At 61.7% G+C, this 16,913-nt stretch carries 16 protein-coding genes; 10 read left to right on the forward strand and 6 right to left on the reverse strand.

From position 1 onward, the window contains the following. Positions 1 to 7 precede the first annotated feature (7 nt). From trpD to PH605_RS12195, 5 genes are all read left to right on the forward strand, one after another. Entirely contained in the window at positions 8 to 1,027 is a 1,020-nt protein-coding gene (trpD, locus tag PH605_RS12175; protein WP_142845151.1) for an anthranilate phosphoribosyltransferase, read from the forward strand. A 10-nt stretch (positions 1,028 to 1,037) separates the two neighbouring features. Beyond that, on the forward strand, positions 1,038 to 1,853 hold the full coding sequence (gene trpC / locus PH605_RS12180) for an indole-3-glycerol phosphate synthase TrpC (RefSeq protein WP_142845150.1): 816 nt from the start codon (positions 1,038 to 1,040) through the stop codon (positions 1,851 to 1,853). Between the two features lie 7 nt (positions 1,854 to 1,860). Beyond that, positions 1,861 to 2,352, forward strand: a complete 492-nt coding sequence (gene moaC, locus PH605_RS12185) for a cyclic pyranopterin monophosphate synthase MoaC (RefSeq protein ID WP_142845149.1) — start codon at positions 1,861 to 1,863, stop codon at positions 2,350 to 2,352. After that, a complete protein-coding gene (locus PH605_RS12190) occupies positions 2,353 to 3,570 on the forward strand; it encodes a molybdopterin molybdotransferase MoeA (protein ID WP_142845148.1) in 1,218 nt (405 codons plus the stop codon). It begins immediately after the preceding gene. A 507-nt stretch (positions 3,571 to 4,077) separates the two neighbouring features. Then, the gene (locus tag PH605_RS12195) at positions 4,078 to 5,148 is read left to right on the forward strand and encodes a GGDEF domain-containing protein (protein WP_078053072.1); all 1,071 of its coding nucleotides are present in this window, start codon (positions 4,078 to 4,080) and stop codon (positions 5,146 to 5,148) included. A gap of 224 nt (positions 5,149 to 5,372) precedes the next feature. Here the strand turns inward: PH605_RS12195 and PH605_RS12200 are convergent, their stop codons facing one another. The 3 genes from PH605_RS12200 to PH605_RS12210 form a co-directional block, all read right to left on the reverse strand. Further along, entirely contained in the window at positions 5,373 to 5,981 is a 609-nt protein-coding gene (locus PH605_RS12200; protein WP_080816895.1) for a pyridoxamine 5'-phosphate oxidase family protein, read from the reverse strand. A 54-nt stretch (positions 5,982 to 6,035) separates the two neighbouring features. After that, positions 6,036 to 7,847 carry a monovalent cation:proton antiporter-2 (CPA2) family protein gene (locus PH605_RS12205; RefSeq protein WP_078053073.1) on the reverse strand — a complete coding sequence of 604 codons (1,812 nt, stop codon included), beginning with the start codon at positions 7,845 to 7,847 and terminating at the stop codon, positions 6,036 to 6,038. Positions 7,848 to 8,124: 277 nt separating this feature from the next. After that, a complete protein-coding gene (locus tag PH605_RS12210) occupies positions 8,125 to 8,493 on the reverse strand; it encodes a gamma-butyrobetaine hydroxylase-like domain-containing protein (RefSeq protein WP_142845147.1) in 369 nt (122 codons plus the stop codon). 132 nt (positions 8,494 to 8,625) lie between these two features. Here PH605_RS12210 and moaA point away from each other — a divergent pair, with 132 nt between their 5' ends. From moaA to mobB, 5 genes are all read left to right on the forward strand, one after another. Further along, positions 8,626 to 9,675, forward strand: a complete 1,050-nt coding sequence (moaA, locus tag PH605_RS12215; RefSeq protein WP_142845146.1) for a GTP 3',8-cyclase MoaA — start codon at positions 8,626 to 8,628, stop codon at positions 9,673 to 9,675. Between the two features lie 171 nt (positions 9,676 to 9,846). Continuing rightward, entirely contained in the window at positions 9,847 to 10,815 is a 969-nt protein-coding gene (locus tag PH605_RS12220; RefSeq protein ID WP_142845145.1) for a DMT family transporter, read from the forward strand. Position 10,816: 1 nt separating this feature from the next. Next, positions 10,817 to 12,016 (forward strand): multidrug effflux MFS transporter, encoded by a 1,200-nt coding sequence (locus tag PH605_RS12225; protein WP_142845144.1) that lies wholly within the window; start codon positions 10,817 to 10,819, stop codon positions 12,014 to 12,016. Further along, positions 12,013 to 12,639 (forward strand): molybdenum cofactor guanylyltransferase MobA, encoded by a 627-nt coding sequence (gene mobA, locus PH605_RS12230; RefSeq protein ID WP_142845143.1) that lies wholly within the window; start codon positions 12,013 to 12,015, stop codon positions 12,637 to 12,639. The genes PH605_RS12225 and mobA overlap by 4 nt, the downstream gene beginning before the upstream one ends. Further along, positions 12,636 to 13,151, forward strand: a complete 516-nt coding sequence (mobB, locus tag PH605_RS12235) for a molybdopterin-guanine dinucleotide biosynthesis protein B (RefSeq protein ID WP_003522733.1) — start codon at positions 12,636 to 12,638, stop codon at positions 13,149 to 13,151. The genes mobA and mobB overlap by 4 nt, the downstream gene beginning before the upstream one ends. A gap of 292 nt (positions 13,152 to 13,443) precedes the next feature. On the opposite strand, the gene PH605_RS12240 is transcribed toward mobB, so the two are convergent. The 3 genes from PH605_RS12240 to surE all read right to left on the reverse strand — a co-directional run bounded on the left by PH605_RS12240 (position 13,444) and on the right by surE (position 16,775). Continuing rightward, a complete protein-coding gene (locus PH605_RS12240) occupies positions 13,444 to 15,009 on the reverse strand; it encodes a LysM peptidoglycan-binding domain-containing M23 family metallopeptidase (RefSeq protein ID WP_161987881.1) in 1,566 nt (521 codons plus the stop codon). Between the two features lie 345 nt (positions 15,010 to 15,354). Beyond that, positions 15,355 to 16,008 carry a protein-L-isoaspartate(D-aspartate) O-methyltransferase gene (locus PH605_RS12245; protein ID WP_003522731.1) on the reverse strand — a complete coding sequence of 218 codons (654 nt, stop codon included), beginning with the start codon at positions 16,006 to 16,008 and terminating at the stop codon, positions 15,355 to 15,357. Next, positions 16,005 to 16,775 carry a 5'/3'-nucleotidase SurE gene (gene surE / locus PH605_RS12250; RefSeq protein WP_142845141.1) on the reverse strand — a complete coding sequence of 257 codons (771 nt, stop codon included), beginning with the start codon at positions 16,773 to 16,775 and terminating at the stop codon, positions 16,005 to 16,007. Before surE ends, PH605_RS12245 begins: the two co-directional genes overlap by 4 nt. Positions 16,776 to 16,913: the final 138 nt, after the last annotated feature.

Consider the following 16,913-nt stretch of genomic DNA (forward strand, 5'->3'; position numbering starts at 1 on the left):
CGACAAGATGGCCGAACTGAAGCCGCTGATCGCCAAGGTCGCCAATGGAGAAAGCCTGAACCGCGAGGAATCGCGGGCGGCTTTCGACATTCTGATGTCGGGCGAAGCCACGCCGTCGCAGATCGGCGGTTTCCTGATGGCGCTGCGCGTGCGCGGCGAGACGGTGGACGAAATCGTCGGCGCCGTCTCCTCCATGCGTTCCCGCATGCTGCCGGTTTCGGCCCCCGCCAATGCCATCGATATCGTCGGCACCGGCGGTGACGGCATCGGCACCTATAATATCTCGACGCTCGCCTCGATCATCGTCGCCGGCACCGGCCTGCCGGTCGCAAAGCACGGCAACCGGGCGCTGAGCTCCAAATCCGGCACGGCGGATGCGCTCTCGGCGCTCGGCGTGAAGCTCGATATCGGTCCTGAACTCATCGCCCGCTGCATCAGCGAGGCGGGTCTCGGTTTCATGTTCGCGCAGCTTCACCATTCGGCCATGCGCCATGTCGGCCCAAGCCGCGTCGAACTCGGCACGCGCACCATCTTCAACCTGCTCGGCCCCCTCTCCAACCCGGCCGGCGCCAAACGGCAATTGCTCGGCGTCTTTTCGCCGCGCTGGCTGGTGCCGCTTGCCGAAGTGCTGCGCGATCTGGGTTCGGAAAGCATCTGGGTCGTGCATGGCGACGGCATGGACGAGGTGACGACCACGGGCGTTACCCATGTCGCGGCACTGGAAAATGGCAAGATTCGCACCTTCGACCTGACGCCGAAGGATTTCGGTGTCGAGCCCGCTTCCATGGAAGATCTGAAGGGCGGAGACGGCATTGCCAATGCGGCGGCGCTGCGCGAGGTTCTGTCCGGCAAACGCAACGCCTATCGTGACGTGTCGCTGTGCAATGCGGCCGCAGCGCTGGTTATCGCCGGCAAGGCGGAGACACTATCGCAGGCGATGGCGATCGTTAGCGAAGCGCTGGACAGCGGCAAGGCCGCAGCCGCGCTCGACCGTCTGGTTGCCGTGTCCAACGAGGGTCAGGAATGAGAGCGAGACCATGAGCGACATTCTGAAAAAGATCGAAATTTACAAGCGCGAGGAAATCGCCGCCGCCAAGGCGAAGGTCTCGCTGGCCGACCTGAAGGCCATGGCCGCAGGCCAGAGCGCGCCGCGCGGTTTCTACAGGGCGCTCCGGGCAAAGCAGGCCGAAGGCAAGTTCGGCCTGATCGCCGAAATCAAGAAGGCCAGCCCCTCCAAGGGCCTCATCCGCCCGGATTTCGATCCGCCGGCGCTGGCCGCCGCCTATGAAGCCGGTGGCGCCGCCTGTCTTTCGGTGCTGACGGATAGCCCAAGCTTTCAGGGCGCCCCGGAATTCCTGACCGCCGCCCGCAATGCCTGCGCCCTGCCGGCGCTGCGCAAGGATTTCATGTTCGAGACCTATCAGGTGCATGAGGCCCGCGCCTGGGGCGCGGACTGCATTCTCCTCATCATGGCCTCGCTTTCCGACGACGAGGCGAAACGCCTTGAAGACGAGGCTTTCGCGCTCGGCATGGATGTGCTGGTGGAAGTGCATGATGAGGAAGAAACGGAACGGGCGCTGAAGCTCGCCTCGCCGCTTCTCGGCATCAACAACCGCAACCTGCGCACCTTCGAGGTCAGTCTCGAAACCAGCGAGAAGCTCGCAGGCCTCGTGCCCGCGGAAAAGCTGCTGGTCGGCGAAAGCGGCATCTTCACCTTCGAGGATTGTAAGCGCCTCGAAAAAAGCGGCATCAGCACCTTCCTCGTCGGCGAAAGCCTGATGCGCAAGGACGATGTGACAGCGGCCACCAAAGCCCTTCTGACCGGCCAATCCGGCATTCTGGCAGCGGAATAATGCATCGATGAGCGAGGCGGGAAAGCTCACCCATATCGATGCCGGCGGCGAAGTGCATATGGTCGATGTCGGCGACAAGGCCGAGACCGTTCGTGTTGCCGTCGCCGAAGGCTTCGTGAAAATGAAGCCGGAAACGCTGGCGCTCATCCGCGAGGGCAACGCCAAGAAGGGCGATGTCATCGGCACTGCACGCCTCGCCGGCATCATGGCCGCCAAGCAGACGGCAAATCTCATCCCGCTCTGCCATCCGCTGATGCTGACAAAGGTGGCGGTGGATATTACCGAAGACGCCGCCCTGCCCGGCCTGCGGGTCGAAGCGCTGGTGAAACTGTCCGGCAAGACCGGCGTGGAGATGGAAGCGCTGACCGCCGTATCCATCGCCTGCCTGACGATCTATGACATGGCCAAGGCCGCCGACAAGGCGATGGAAATCGTCAATATCCGCCTTCTGGAAAAGAGCGGCGGCAAATCCGGCGATTTCCGGCGACAGGAGACGTGAATGAAACCGCTGCTGCCCGTGGATGAGGCCATAAGACGCCTTCTGGAGGCAGCGGTTCCGGTGACCGAAAGCGAAACCCTGCCGCTTACCGAATGCGATGGCCGGGTTCTTTCGGCCGATCTCAGTGCACGCCTCACCCAGCCCCCCTTCGATGCCTCGGCCATGGACGGTTATGCGCTGCGCAGCGCCGATGCGGCGGAGATCGGCTCGGTCCTCACCGTCATCGGTCAGGCCGCCGCCGGCCATGCTTTTACCGGCACGGTGGGTGAAGGCCAGGCCGTGCGCATTTTCACCGGCGCGCCCGTGCCGCAGGGTGCGGACACCGTTCTCATTCAGGAAGATGCCGAAGTGCTGGAGGGCGGAAAAATCCGCACCGCCTTCGACGTCACCGCCGGGCGACATATCCGCCCGCGCGGACAGGATTTTGCCGAAGGCGAAGCGGCCCTGAAGGCCGGGCGGGAACTCGGTTTCACCGACCTGACGCTCGCGGCGGCTATGAACCATGCCGCGCTCACCGTCTATCGCAGGCCGCGCATCGCCATCCTCGCCACCGGCGATGAGTTGCTGCCGCCGGGAAGCGCGCCGCAGCCCGCCCAGATCATCGCCTCCAACACCTTCGGCGTCGCAGCCCTTGCCCGGCAGGCAGGTGCCGAGGTTCTCGATCTCGGTATCATTGCCGATGATGACAGGCTGATCCGCGCCGCTATCGGCAAGGCGGTCGCGGCGAAGGTCGATGTGCTTGTGACGCTCGGCGGCGCCTCCGTCGGCGACCACGACCTCGTGCAGGCAGCCTTGAAGGCAGAAGGCATGCAGCTCGATTTCTGGCGCATCGCCATGCGTCCGGGGAAACCGCTGATGGTCGGGTCCATCGGCGCCATGCAGGTTCTGGGCCTGCCCGGAAACCCGGTTGCCAGCCTCGTCTGCGGCCTGCTGTTCCTCGAACCGCTGCTCCGCAGCATCGCCCGCCGCGCGCCGCTGCAACGCACGACGACCGCCCGCACCGCCACGCCGTTGAAAGCGAATGATCATCGGCAGGATTATCTGCGCGCCCGTTTCAGCACGGACGAAAACGGCCTGCTGGTGGCGGATGCCCATGCGAAGCAGGATTCATCGATGATGAAGATATTGGCCCATTCCGACGGCTTGATCGTGCGCCCGCCAAACGCGCCGGCGGCGGCGGCCGGGGCGGAATGCCCGGTTATCAGGCTGAGATTCTGACACGCAGGCGATACGGCCGGACCTGCGGCCGGCAGCATAACTGGCCTCTTCCTGAACCTTACCGAACGGTTGCCGCGCCGTCACAAAACGGCACCGCCGCGTGCCGCATGGCACGGGAACGGAAGATAAGACTGTAACATTCCTGTATCCCGACACGAATGATAAAAAAAAACCGCCTATAGGCGGGATTTCCACGAATTCAAAAACCACCATGGCTTTCCGCCGCGGAATTATTTCTACATATTGTTGTGCCAAAATAAATCACACGAATCCCGTTATTGGGATTGACAGAATAAATGCGATGCTGTCACCAAGGCGAGTAGTAGAGGGAAAAAATTCCGGAATTCTTCAGAATGAAAATTACTTATATTTATCAATTAAATAAGATAAAAAGTGACGAAAATGGAGTTTCCGGGCACAAAAATTAGTTTCCCATAAATTAAGCTTTCCAAAACGACCTTCATAATAATAATCATAGTCGATAAGCAGACTCACTGGAGTTTCTTGATGAACACGGCATCCACGCCCAAAACCACGGGGCCCGACATTGCCGGGCAGATTGCCTATGCCATGCGGAGCATGGGTGTTTCGCCGATCCCGCGTAACTACAGCCTCTTTTACGAAGCCTATATCGGTTCGAACCCTGCCCTGACGAAGGATCTGGCAGCGCTTGGAAACCGGGTCACGCAGGAGGATCTGGACGAGCTGTCCTCACGTTACGGGGAAGGCAATCCCGCCCGGTCCATCGACGATGCGCATGAGAAGCTCAGACGCGAACTGGAGGGCCTTCTGGGCACACTGAGGCGCGAACAATCCTCCATCGAAAACTACAACAGGATTCTCGGCGAAACGCGTCAGCGCATCGACGACAAGAATGCCGCCAGCAGCAATATTCTGAGGAATGCGATTTCGCTGCTGGCCGAGGCCACCGGCTCGAAGATCATCGACGGCGAAAAGACCTTCAACGATGTCAACCGCCATGCCGAGGAAATGCATCAGGTGCGTCTGGAGCTGGATGAGTACAAGCGCATCGCCAATACGGATTCGCTGACGCGCCTGTCCAATCGGCGCGCCTTCGACGACCGGCTGGCATCCATCTATGACAGCTCCATCGGCCTGCAATATACCACGCTCGTCCTGCTCGATATCGATCATTTCAAGCGGATCAACGACACTTTCGGCCATCCGGTCGGCGACAAGATTCTCGCCACCGTCGCCTCGGTCATCCGCGCCAATGTCCGCAAGGATGGTTTTGTCGCCAGAAGCGGCGGCGAGGAATTCGCCATCATTCTGGACGGCAATACGCCGGAAGAGGTGATGGTGATGTGCGAGCGCATCCGCCTGTCGCTGGAAAGCACGCCCTTCCGCAATTCGAGATCGGGCGCCGACTACGGCACGGTGACGATCTCCCTCGGTTTCGCTTCCGCCGCACAGGCCACCAACCCGAGCGAACTTTACGGCCATGCCGACACCGCGCTCTACCATGCCAAGGAAACCGGCCGGAACCGCTCCGTCTATTACGAGGACGGCATGCAGAAGAACTATACCGGCAAGAACTGGCTGATTTATCGGACGTGAGGATGGTGGTGTGTGCACCACTATCTCCTCCGTCATGCCGGACTTGATCCGGCATCCAGTCACGGCGCGTCTGCACCGTGAGAAAAGCCTCTTGCGATCAAGGACTTGATCGCGCTAGACCCCGGATCCAGTCCGGGGTGACGGAGTGAGACGCTCCGCTTTCGCCAATGACGTAAGCCTTGCGAGGATTGCCTCAGCGGCCCAAGGTCGGTCGTTACTGCACCTCACCACATGGTCTTCGCCGCCCGCGCCGCCCATTCCCGGTCATAGGTCTCCTGATCGAATTCCGCCTTGGCCGCCTTGAGCAGAAGACCGGGTGTCGGAAGCGAGGCCGGGTCGACGAAATTATCGGGGTTCCATAGTTCCGAGCGCATCAGCGCCCGGGCGCACTGGAAATAGACTTCATCGATTGTCACCACGATGACGGTGCGCGGATGTTTGCCGTCCATCTCGAAGCTTTCCAGCAGGTCGGGATCGACGGAGACCACAGCACGGCCGTTGATGCGCATCGTCGTATTCGAGCCGGGTATCAGGAACATCAACGCCACGCGCGGATCGCGCACGATGTTCAGAAGCGAATCCACACGGTTGTTGCCGCGCCAGTCTGGCAGAAGCACGGTCCTCTCATCGGCCACCCGGACCACGCCGCCCTTGTCGCCGCGCGGCGAACAGTCCATGCCTTCCGGCCCGACCGTCGCCAGCGCCAGGAACGGCGAAGTCTCGATCATCAGCCGGTATTCGGCCGTCAGCGTGGCTGTCACCTTGGCGATCGATGCCTCGCTCGTGCTGTCATAGATGGCCTTCAATTCCTCAACCGTGCGAATGATCGTCATGTCCGTTCCTATCCCTGCCAATTCCCTCTGTCGCCGCCGAAAGACCGGGGCGTGCTATTCCTCTGCCGCTTCCGCCTTTTCCCGCTCGGCCCGCTCGCGCGCGGTGCGGGCGGCAACAAGGTCGGCCGGCTGGGCATTGCCGCGGATCAGCGAACGGCCGGCATAGATGCCGCCGACGACTTCCATGGCGAAACGTTCCTCGTCGCGGTCGCGGAATTCTTCCACCAGACGCGCGGCATCTTCCCGCTCCTCGCCCATGGCGCCAAGCACTTCCTCGCTGAAATTCAGCGCCGATTCCAGCGTCTCACGAATCTGGTAATCCACACCGGCCTTCAGAAGATCGATCGCGTGGCCGCGGTCATAGGCGCGGGCGAGAACCGGAACCAGCGGGAATTCGTGCTTGACGATCTCCGCGATCCTGACGGCCGCCTCCTTGTCATCGACGCAGATAAGCACGGCACGCGCCGTGCTCGCCCCGGCAGCATGCAGGATTTCCGCCCGCGAACCGTCGCCATAATAGACCTTGAAACCGAATTCCGCCGCATCGCGCACGAAGTCCGCATCCTTGTCGATCAGCGACAGCGTATAGCCCCGCGCCAGAAGCGGCTGGCTGACGATCTGGCCGAAACGCCCGAAGCCGATGAGGAGAATGCTGCCCTCGACATTTTCAGGCAGGTCGAGATCGTCGGTATTGGGAACCGCCGCCGGCACCAGCCGGTCATGCAGGATGACCATTAGCGGCGTCAGCACCATGGAGATGATGATGGTCGCCGTCAGTATGGCGTTCGCCTCCCGGTCGAGAATGCCGGCGCTGACGGCGGCAGAATAGAGCACGAAGGCGAATTCGCCGCCCTGCGCCATCAGCACCGCCCGTTCTAGGCTTTCGCGCCGGGTGGTGCCGAGCGCCCGCGCCACGCCATAGATCAGGAAGGCCTTGAGCAGCATGTAGCCTGCGACGCTGATGACCACGAGCTGCCAGTTGGAGGCGATGACGGCAAGATCGATCGCCATGCCGACGCCCAGGAAAAACAGACCGAGCAGAATGCCGCGAAACGGCTCGATATCCGCCTCCAGCTGATGGCGGAAGGAGGATTCCGACAACAGCACGCCGGCGAGAAAGGCGCCCATGGCCATGGAAAGGCCGCTGACCTGCATCAGAAGCGCCGAACCCAGCACCACCAGCAGCGCCGCGGCCGTCATCACCTCCCGCGCGCCGGAAGCCGCTAGCAGGCGAAAGAACGGGTTGAGAAGATAACGCCCGGCAAGGATAAGCGCACCGACGGCGGCAAGCGCGATGCCGACGGAAGCCCAGCGTTCCGACGCCGTGACATGTTCGCCGCCCGAACCGAGGAAAGCGACAAGCGCCAGCAGCGGCACGATGGCCAGATCCTCGAACAGCAGGATGGCGATGATGCGCTGGCCTTTCAGGCTCGACATGCTGTTGCGCTCCTGCAGCATCTGCATGACGATCGCCGTCGATGTCAGCACGAAACCGGTACCGGCGACGAAGGACATGATCACGGGAAAGCCGAGACCGACACCGATCAATGTCAGGCCCGCCATGCAGACCAGCACCTGCAGCGCCCCCAGCCCGAAAATATCCTGCCGCATCGACCACAGCCGCGACGGCTGCATTTCAAGGCCGATGATGAACAGGAACATCACCACGCCGAGTTCCGCTATATGCAGAATGGCCTGCGAATCGGAGAAAAAACCGAGACCGTAAGGCCCGATCACCAGGCCGGCGGCCAGATAGCCGAGCACCGAACCGAGGCCGATGCGCTTGAAGATCGGCGCGGCGACAACGCCTGCCGCCAGCAACACGACCACCTGGGCCAGATCATTTCCGTTCGCTTCTACAGCCACACGCCACCCCGTTTAAATAGTGAGACAAGAGCTTTGCCCTCGTCCGATTATCGGCAACGCGCAAGAACATTTCCTCCGTCATGCCGGACTTGATCCGGCATCCAGCCACGGCGCGTCTGCGCCGTGAAAGGACTCTCCCGCGATCAAGGGCTTGATCGCGCTGGACCCCGGATCAAGTCCGGGGTGACGAAGCGCGGATGCAACAACGTTGCCAAACGCACCAGTTCTTCAACCCCTTGCCATCATTCTCACGAGGGCGTCTCCCTCGGTGTTTTCTCTACCGGTATCGCGGTTCCCTGCTCAAGCCCTTTTCGGCGAGCTGCCGCTCATAATCCGCAAACAGCGCGTCCCCGGTCTCACCCAGTTCCTTCAGATATTTCCAGGTGTAGATGCCGCTATCGTGGCCATCGTCGAAAACGATGCGAACCGCATAATTGCCGGTGGCGACCATGGAACGGATGGTAACATCGCGTTTGCCGGGCACTGTGACCTTTTGTCCCGGCCCATGGCCCTGCACCTCGGCCGAGGGCGAAAGCACGCGCAGCATCTCGGCCTGAAGGCGGTAAACGCTTCCATCATCGAAGGAAACGGTCAGTTCGCGCCGGTCTTTCGACACAAGCAGCTCGGTCGGCCAGGCATAGCTCATTTTTCACTTCCGCAAGCTCGTCATATGCGTCAGAATTACGGACTTGCCTCACGATAGGCAAGCCACTACATCAGCTAATAGAGCACACATTTGGCGTGTGTGCCCGGCGCAAGGCGCATTGAGGATGGAGACGTGAACGGTTTCTCCGGCTCGCTTGAAAAAGCGAAAACCCTGACGGAAAACAGCACACCGATGGTGGACCCTTTCGGCCGCGCCATCACCTATCTGCGCGTTTCCGTCACCGACCGCTGCGATTTCCGCTGCACCTATTGCATGTCCGAACACATGACCTTCCTGCCGAAGAAGGACCTTCTGACACTCGAAGAACTCGACCGGCTCTGTTCCGTCTTCATAACGCGCGGCGTGCGCAAGCTGAGGCTGACCGGCGGCGAGCCGCTGGTGCGCAAGAACATCATGTCGCTGGTGAGGAACCTCGGCCGCCACATTGAAACCGGTATGCTGGAAGAGCTGACGCTGACGACAAACGGCTCACAGCTGGCCAAATTCGCCGTCGAGCTTGCCGATTGCGGCGTGCGCCGCATCAACGTGTCGCTCGATACGCTCGACCGCGACAAATTCCGCCACATCACCCGCTGGGGCGATCTCGACCGTGTCATGGAGGGGCTCGACGCCGCCCAGGCCGCGGGCATCAAGGTCAAGCTCAACGCGGTGGCGCTGAAGGACTTCAACGACGCCGAGATTCCCGACCTCATGCGTTTCGCCCATGGTCGCGGCATGCACCTGACCGTGATCGAAACCATGCCGATGGGTGAGATCGAGGAAGACCGGACCGACCGCTACCTGCCGCTTTCGCAGTTGCGCGCCGATCTGGAAAAGAGCTTCACGCTCATCGACAGCGATTACCAGACCGGCGGCCCCGCCCGTTACGTCACGGTGAAGGAAACCGGAGGCCGGCTCGGCTTCATCACGCCGATGACGCATAATTTCTGCGAAAGCTGCAACCGCGTCCGCCTCACCTGCACCGGCACGCTTTATATGTGCCTGGGCCAGGATGACGCCGCCGATCTGCGCACCGCGCTGCGCGCCTCCGACAGCGACGCCTATCTTTCCAGCGCCATTGATGAAGCCCTTCTGCGCAAGCCGAAGGGGCATGATTTCATCATCGACCGCACCCACAACCGGCCTGCCGTCTCCCGCCATATGAGCGTGACCGGCGGCTGAGCGACGGCTGAAACTGTTTCTCGTCCACCCACCCATATAAACGGTTGAAATGCCGGCTGTGCCGTGCCACGTCTCTTTACATGGAGGAATGCGCGGTCACGCCGGAAAGGCGGCCCAAACCGCCCCGAAAGGGCGGCCGGGAAAACCGCGCATGGTCTGGGATATTTTGGAATGGCATTGACGGACAATACGCGCGGCGCCCTATTCATGGCGCTCGCCATGGCAAGCTTCACGGCCAATGACGCCCTGACGAAATCCGTCACCCCCTATATCAACACCGGCCAGATTATGTTCGTCCGCGGCATCATGACGGTGGTGCTGATCTATATCGCCGCCCGCCATTTCGGCGCGCTTCGGCCGCTGAAAACCCTCCTGCGCCCCATCATCATCCTGCGCTGTCTCTGCGAGGTGACTGCGGCCGTGCTCTATCTGACGGCGCTCGGCCTTATCGAATTTTCCAATGCCTCGGCCATATTGCAGTCCCTGCCCCTGGTGGTGACGCTGGGTGCGGCGCTGTTTCTGCGTGAGCCCGTGGGCTGGCGGCGCTGGGTGGCGATCATCGTCGGCTTTATCGGCGTGCTCGTTATCATCAGGCCCGGCCCGGAAGGCTTCACGCCGGGTGCGCTTCTGGTCGTCGCATCGCTCGCCGTCACCGCTGCGCGCGATCTGCTGACCCGGAAAATGTATGCCGATGTGCCCTCCCTCGCCATCACCGTCATCACCGCCTTCGTCAACATGGCGGTGGGCGGCCTGCTGATCGTGCCCTTCGGCGGCTGGCAACCGATGAACTTCATGATCGTATCGCATCTGGCGGCTTCGGCCATTCTGGTGCTGGTCGGCTATCAGGCGATCATACTGTCGATGCGATCAGGCGAAATCTCCTTCGTCGCGCCGTTCCGTTATACCGGTCTGCTCTGGGGTTTCATGATCGGCGTGTTCTTCTTCAACGAAAAGATCGACAATTACACCATCGTCGGCGCCATGATCGTCATCGGCTCCGGCCTTTATACCTTCTACCGCGAAAGCCTGCGCAAGCGCTCGCAGATGGCCAAGCGCGCAGCCGCCACACCCACCGCCGCAACCACGGTACGGCCGGCTTCCGTAACGAAAGCTGCCGTTACGGAAGAGGCGGGAGAATGACATGAACAGCGGCCGTTTTCTGGACAGGACCACCCCGCCCCACATCATCACGCTGGTCGTCATCGCCGGCGTCGCGGCGCTGTGCATGAATGTGTTCCTGCCCTCGCTTGCGGCCATGGCGGTTTATTTCGAGACCGACTACGCGGTGATGCAATTTGCCGTTTCGGGTTATCTTGCCGCCACCGCCTGCCTGCAACTCATCATCGGCCCGCTTTCCGATCTCTTCGGACGCCGCCCGGTCATGCTGGCCAGCATCGCCATCATGATCGTCGCAACGCTCGTCTGCATGCTCGCGCCCAATATCACCGTCTTCATGATCGGGCGCGTCGCGCAGGCGGCCGTCGTTTCCGGCTTCGTGCTGGCGCGCGCCATCGTGCGCGACATGGTGCCGATGGAACAGGCGGCCTCGATGATCGGTTACGTGACCATGGGCATGTCCGTGGTGCCGATGGTGGGGCCGACGGTTGGCGGCCTGCTTAACGACATTTCCGGCTGGCAATCGAGCTTCGCCCTCCTCTCCCTGCTCGGCGTTGGTATTCTGGTGCTCGCCTGGTTCGATCTCGGCGAAACCAACCACAATAAATCGGCGAGCTTTTCGCAGCAGTTTCACGCCTGGCCGGAACTGCTGTGCTCGCCGCTGTTCTGGGGTTACGCGCTGACCTCGACCTTCTCATCGGGCATGTTCTTCTCCTTCCTCGGCGGTGCGCCCTTTGTCGGCAGCGTGCTTTACGGGCTTGCGCCGGCCATGCTCGGCCTGCAATTCTTCTTCATGGCCAGCGGTTACATGCTCGGCAACTTCATCTCCGGCCGTTATGCGAGCGAAATCGGCATTACCCGCATGATGCTGTCGGGCAATGTCATCGCCATTGCGGGCATCGCCACGACCATGGTGCTCATCTCCGCCGGGGCGGAAAGCGCCTATGCGTTTTTCGTGCCGCTCGCCTTGATCGGTGTCGGTAACGGCGTGACACTGCCAAGCGCCAATGCCGGCATGGTCAGCGTCCAGCCGCATCTGGCCGGTTCCGCCTCCGGCCTCGGCGGCGCGATGACCATCGGCGGCGGCGCCGCCCTCTCGGTGCTCGCCTCCTCGGTCCTGTCCAGAGAGGACGGAACCTGGCCGCTTCTTCTGGTGATGCTGGCGACCGGCCTTGTCGCCCTCCTCACCACCTATGTCGTAAGGCTGCAGGAAAAGCGGGAATGACGGCCCCTTTCGAAATACCCGGTCTCGTGCTCGCCGGCGGGCTTTCGCGGCGCATGGGCAGCAACAAGGCGATGGTGCAATTGGGCAATGCGCCCCTCATCTCGCATGTCATCAGCCGCATCACGCCGCAGGTCTCAGATGTCACCATCAACGCAGCCAATGGCTGGGCGGAGAGTTTCGGCCTGCCGCTGCTGCCCGATACGCTGAACGGCCATGCCGGGCCGCTCGCGGGTATTCTGGCCGGCATGCGCCATTTCCAGCACCGCGGGGATGCGGCGAGCCACTTTTTGACGGCGCCCGCCGACAGCCCGTTTTTCCCGGACGATCTCGTGGCGCGGCTTTGCGAACACCTGTCGGACAATGCAATCGTCATCGCCGCCTCCAGCGGCCAGCTTCACCCGGTTTTTGCGCTGTGGCCGCTGGCGCTGGCCGACGATCTCGAGGCGTGGCTGAAGAACGATGCGAACCGGCGCATCCGCGCCTATCTCGCCCGCCATGTCACCCTCGGCGTGGCCTTCCCGCCGCTGGAAACGGCAAAGGGCAGCCTTGATCCGTTCTTCAACATCAACACGCCGGATGAACTGGCGCTGGCGCGCAGCTATCTGGAGAACCTGCAATCATGACAGCACAAAAGGTCTTCGGCATCGCCGGCTGGAAGAACTCGGGCAAGACCGGCCTTGCGGTCCGTATCGTCACCGAGCTGACGGCGCGCGGCTACCGCGTCTCCACCATCAAGCACGCCCATCATGATTTCGATATCGACAAGGTCGGCGCGGATAGCTGGCGTCACCGGCAGGCCGGCGCACATGAAGTTACCATCGTTTCCGGCACCCGCTTCGCCATCATGCATGAATTGCGCGGCGAACCGGAACCCTCCTTCGAGGATATTCTCGCCCGCCTCGCCCCCTGCGATCTGGTGCTGATCGAAGGCTACAAATACGAGCCCGTGCCGAAGATCGAAGCACGCCGGCTGGAGGCCGCCAAGACCGAACCGCTTGCGCCGCTCGATCCGCATATCGTCGCCATTGCCGCCGACCATGCGGTGACAGACACGGCGCTGCCGGTTTTCGATCTCGACGATACCGGCGCCATTGCCGATTTCATCGAGAGGACGGTGGGACTGGTGAGGGCATAAACAGGCGTCAGAACGGAGCGGCGTCGGCGCCCAGGCCGCCTCCCCACTTCCGTCATACCGGCCCTGAGCCGGTATCCAGCCAGCCCAAGTCCTTGGGCTGAAAGGAGTCCTTCTTTCCGCGCCGACGCGCGCTGGATGCCGGATCAGGTCCGGCATGACGGAGGAGATGTGCCATGAAGCCGAAACCCACAACGCCTGCCGCAACGACGACGCAATCTCCCGTGATCCCCCACCCCAAAAATGAAAAAGCCGGGCTCTTCACCCGGCTTCATCATTCCTTGAGACGCAATACCTATTCAAGGAAACTGGAGGGGTTCACCGGCGTCGCATCCTTGCGAACTTCGAAGTGAACCTGCGGACGCTTGGCGCTGCCGGTCATGCCCGATGTGGCGATGGTCTGGCCGCGCTGGACCTTCTGTCCGCGCTGCACGTCGAGATTGGCGGCGTTGCCGTAAACGGTGACCTTGCCGTCGTCATGGCGGACGAGAACCGTGTTGCCGAGCTGCTTCAGGCCGTTGCCCGCATAGATGACCACGCCGTTTTCAGCGGCCTTGATCGGCGTGCCTTCCGGAACGGAGATGTTGATGCCATCGTTGCGGCTGCCTTCGACATTATCGCCGAAATTGTTGATGACCGCGCCGCGAACCGGCCAGCGATATTTGCCGATGCCCGTGGATTCAGGTGCGACGGAGGCCATGTCGGCCTTTTTCTCGATGTCGCTGACACTGGCGGTGGCCGGTGTGGCAGGTGCAGTCGGAGCCGCGGCAGCAGCCGGTGCCTTGTAGGGCTCAGGCTTGGCGGATGCGGTTTCGACCGGCTTGGCCGCTTCCTTGGCGGGAACGGAAGCCGTCTTGATGGCATCCGTCGAAGCGCCAGGCATGTTGAGCGTCTGGCCGACGCGGATGCTTTCGTTGCTGAGACCGTTTGCCGCCTTGAGGGCAGAGACCGACACGCCGTTTTCGCGGGCAATCTTCGCCAGGCTATCGCCCGGCTGAACCTTGTAGCCGCCGGTGGGCGGCAGCGGCTTGCCGCCGGGAGGCGTCAGCTTGCCGGTTTCGGAGGAAACCTTGTCACGGGCGGCGGCCTGCGACGGCAGTACGGCCACATTCCCTTCGGGGCTACGCAGCGGTGTCGGCTGGTCGCCATTGCGGTTGAGAGCGATATCGCCGGCCGCGTCCTTGGCGGCATTGCGGACCTGACCGAACTTCGGAATGAGGATCGACTGGCCGGCCTGCGCGGCGGAAGCGGTCTTCAGACCGTTGACGCGCAGCAGTTCCTTTTCCGGAACGCCGTAGCGGTTGGAGAGGGTCGCGATGCTTTCGCCGGGACGCAGGGTCACGGAGGAAGCGCCATCGGTGTGCCAGCCGTTCTTGTCGGAACGAACGGTTGCGGTGGTCAGATTGTCGGTGACGGGAGCGGCAGCCTGCCGGGCGGGCGCAGCAAGCGACGGCGCGGCCTTGGGCTGAGCAGACGGGAAAGGCTGGGCCATGGCTTCGTTGCGGGTCGACGGATCGCGGCTTGCCACCGCCGTCGGCGCCGACAGCTCGGAACGCTGCACCGGAGAGGCCGAAGCCGAGCGGGCCGTGGAAGGCTGAACGCCGCCATAACCACCCGATTGCGGGTAGGAATTGCCCGCCATGTTCTGGTTGGCATAACCGCCCTGCGGTGCGGCAGAGGCGTAACCGCCATTCATGTCGCCCTGCGGAACCGGGGCCTGCCCGTAAGCACCGCCGCCCTGACGGGCGGGAATTGACGCCGTGGTCATCTGATCCGGTCCACTGGAAAAGAGGCCGCTGAACCGCGTTGCATCCGAGCTACAGCCCGTTGCGACGCTTGCCAGCAATGCCGCTGCGAACATTTTTGCGACTGATTTTCCGATTTTAGACGAATGTCTCATACGCATGACTCGATCTACACTGACGCCAACCCGCCGCATCGAGACCGATCCGGCACAAATTTCACTTCTTGCAAGGCCCATTTCCCGAGGTGGGGAAAACCATGCGTCGATGTTTATGATTAAAGCGCGTTAGTGTTACCACGCCGTTAAAACGTTAAGCCGTTCAGCGCTTTTTTGACACTTCGATAACCATGACGAAAACCGGATGCGTCATGTTGATACAATAATGATATTGAAAATCAGATAGTTGCGGCAATTCAGAACATTAGGAGACAAAAATAGAGTGTCTCCAAAATTTTCATTTTGTCACAAGTGACGCGCAATATGAGTGCTGAGCGGCAGGTAAGGCGCTTCGAACAGCTCTTCCTTCTCGAAGCGGCTGCCGGTCTTGGAGAAGCGCGTCATCACGCAACGCTCGTCTTCGAGAATGATCGGCGCGATCATCATGCCGCCCGAAACGATCTGCTCGGCAAAGAAGCGTGGCATGGTGGTGAAGGCGGCGGTGGAAACGATTCGGTCGAAGGTACCCTCGCCCACCAGACCGTTGCTGCCATCCGCCTGACGAATGACGACATTGCGGATGGAGAGATCGTCGAGACAGTTCTGCGCCTGCTGCACCAGCGTCTTGTAACGCTCCAGCGAAAAGACGCGCTCCACCCGGCGCGCGATGATCGCGGTCATGAAACCGCTGCCCGTGCCGATTTCCAGCACACGCTGGCCGGGTTTCAGTTGCAGCCGGGCAAGGATCTTCACCGCCATGTCGGCGCCTTCCATGAAGGCGCCGCAGTCGATCGGGATCGTGCGGCTGGAATAGGCGTCCGCCGCAAATTGCGGCGGCACGAATTTGGAGCGTGGCGTCTGCTCGACCGCCGTCAGAAGGTCAAGATCGGAAATCCCCTCGCCCCTTAAGCGGAGAACGAGAGCGGCAAAACCTTCCTTTTCGACCATTGCGGATTTCAATCGGCGACTCCGAATCCAAGTGCTTGCGCAACCCGATCCTTCACCGTGTAGTCCGTCAGGTCAAGCTTAAGCGGTGTGACGGAAATCTTGCCATGTTTCAAAGCGTGGATATCGGTGCCTTCGCGGAAGGTGCCGAGACGCTCGCCGAAGCGCAGCCAGTAATAGGGAAAACCACGGCCATCCTGACGCTCTTCCACCGTCAGGCCGAAATCGAGCTTGCCCTGTCCGGTCACGGAAACGCCCTGCACATCCTTGGGCGCGCAATTGGGGAAATTCAGATTGAGGAACGTGCCATCGGGCAGTTCCACATTCATCAGCTTGCGCAAAAGATCCGGCGCAAAGGTTTCGGCGACTTCCCAGGGCACGACGCGACCATCGGCATGGCTAAACGCCTGGCTGAGCGCAAAGGAGCGCACGCCCTGCAGCGTGCCTTCGATGGCGCCGGCAATGGTGCCGGAATAGGTCACGTCATCGGCCATGTTGGCGCCGGCATTGACGCCGGAGAGCACGAGATCCGGCTTTTCCGGCAGCACTTCGCGAATGCCCATGATGACGCAATCGGTCGGCGTGCCGCGCAGCGCGAAATGCTTGTCGGAAACTTTTCGCAGACGCAGCGGTTCGGACAGGGTCAGCGAGTGCGCGAGACCGCTCTGGTCGGTCTCCGGTGCGACGATCCAGACATCGTCGGACAGCGTGCGGGCGATACGCTCCAGCACGGCCAGACCTTCGGCGTGGATACCGTCGTCATTGGTCAGCAAAATCCGCATGTTTTCCTCCGCTGCTGTATCCCACTATGAGGACACAATGATTTCTCTCACAGAAGCACCCCCACGACCGTCATTCCGGCCTTGAGCCGGAATCCAGTCGACGCGCGTCTGCGCGGCGGGAAGAGTCTTTTTCAGCCC

This window comes from Agrobacterium sp. CFBP 3001, assembly GCF_027871605.1.
Taxonomy (GTDB): Bacteria; Pseudomonadota; Alphaproteobacteria; order Rhizobiales; family Rhizobiaceae; genus Agrobacterium; species Agrobacterium leguminum.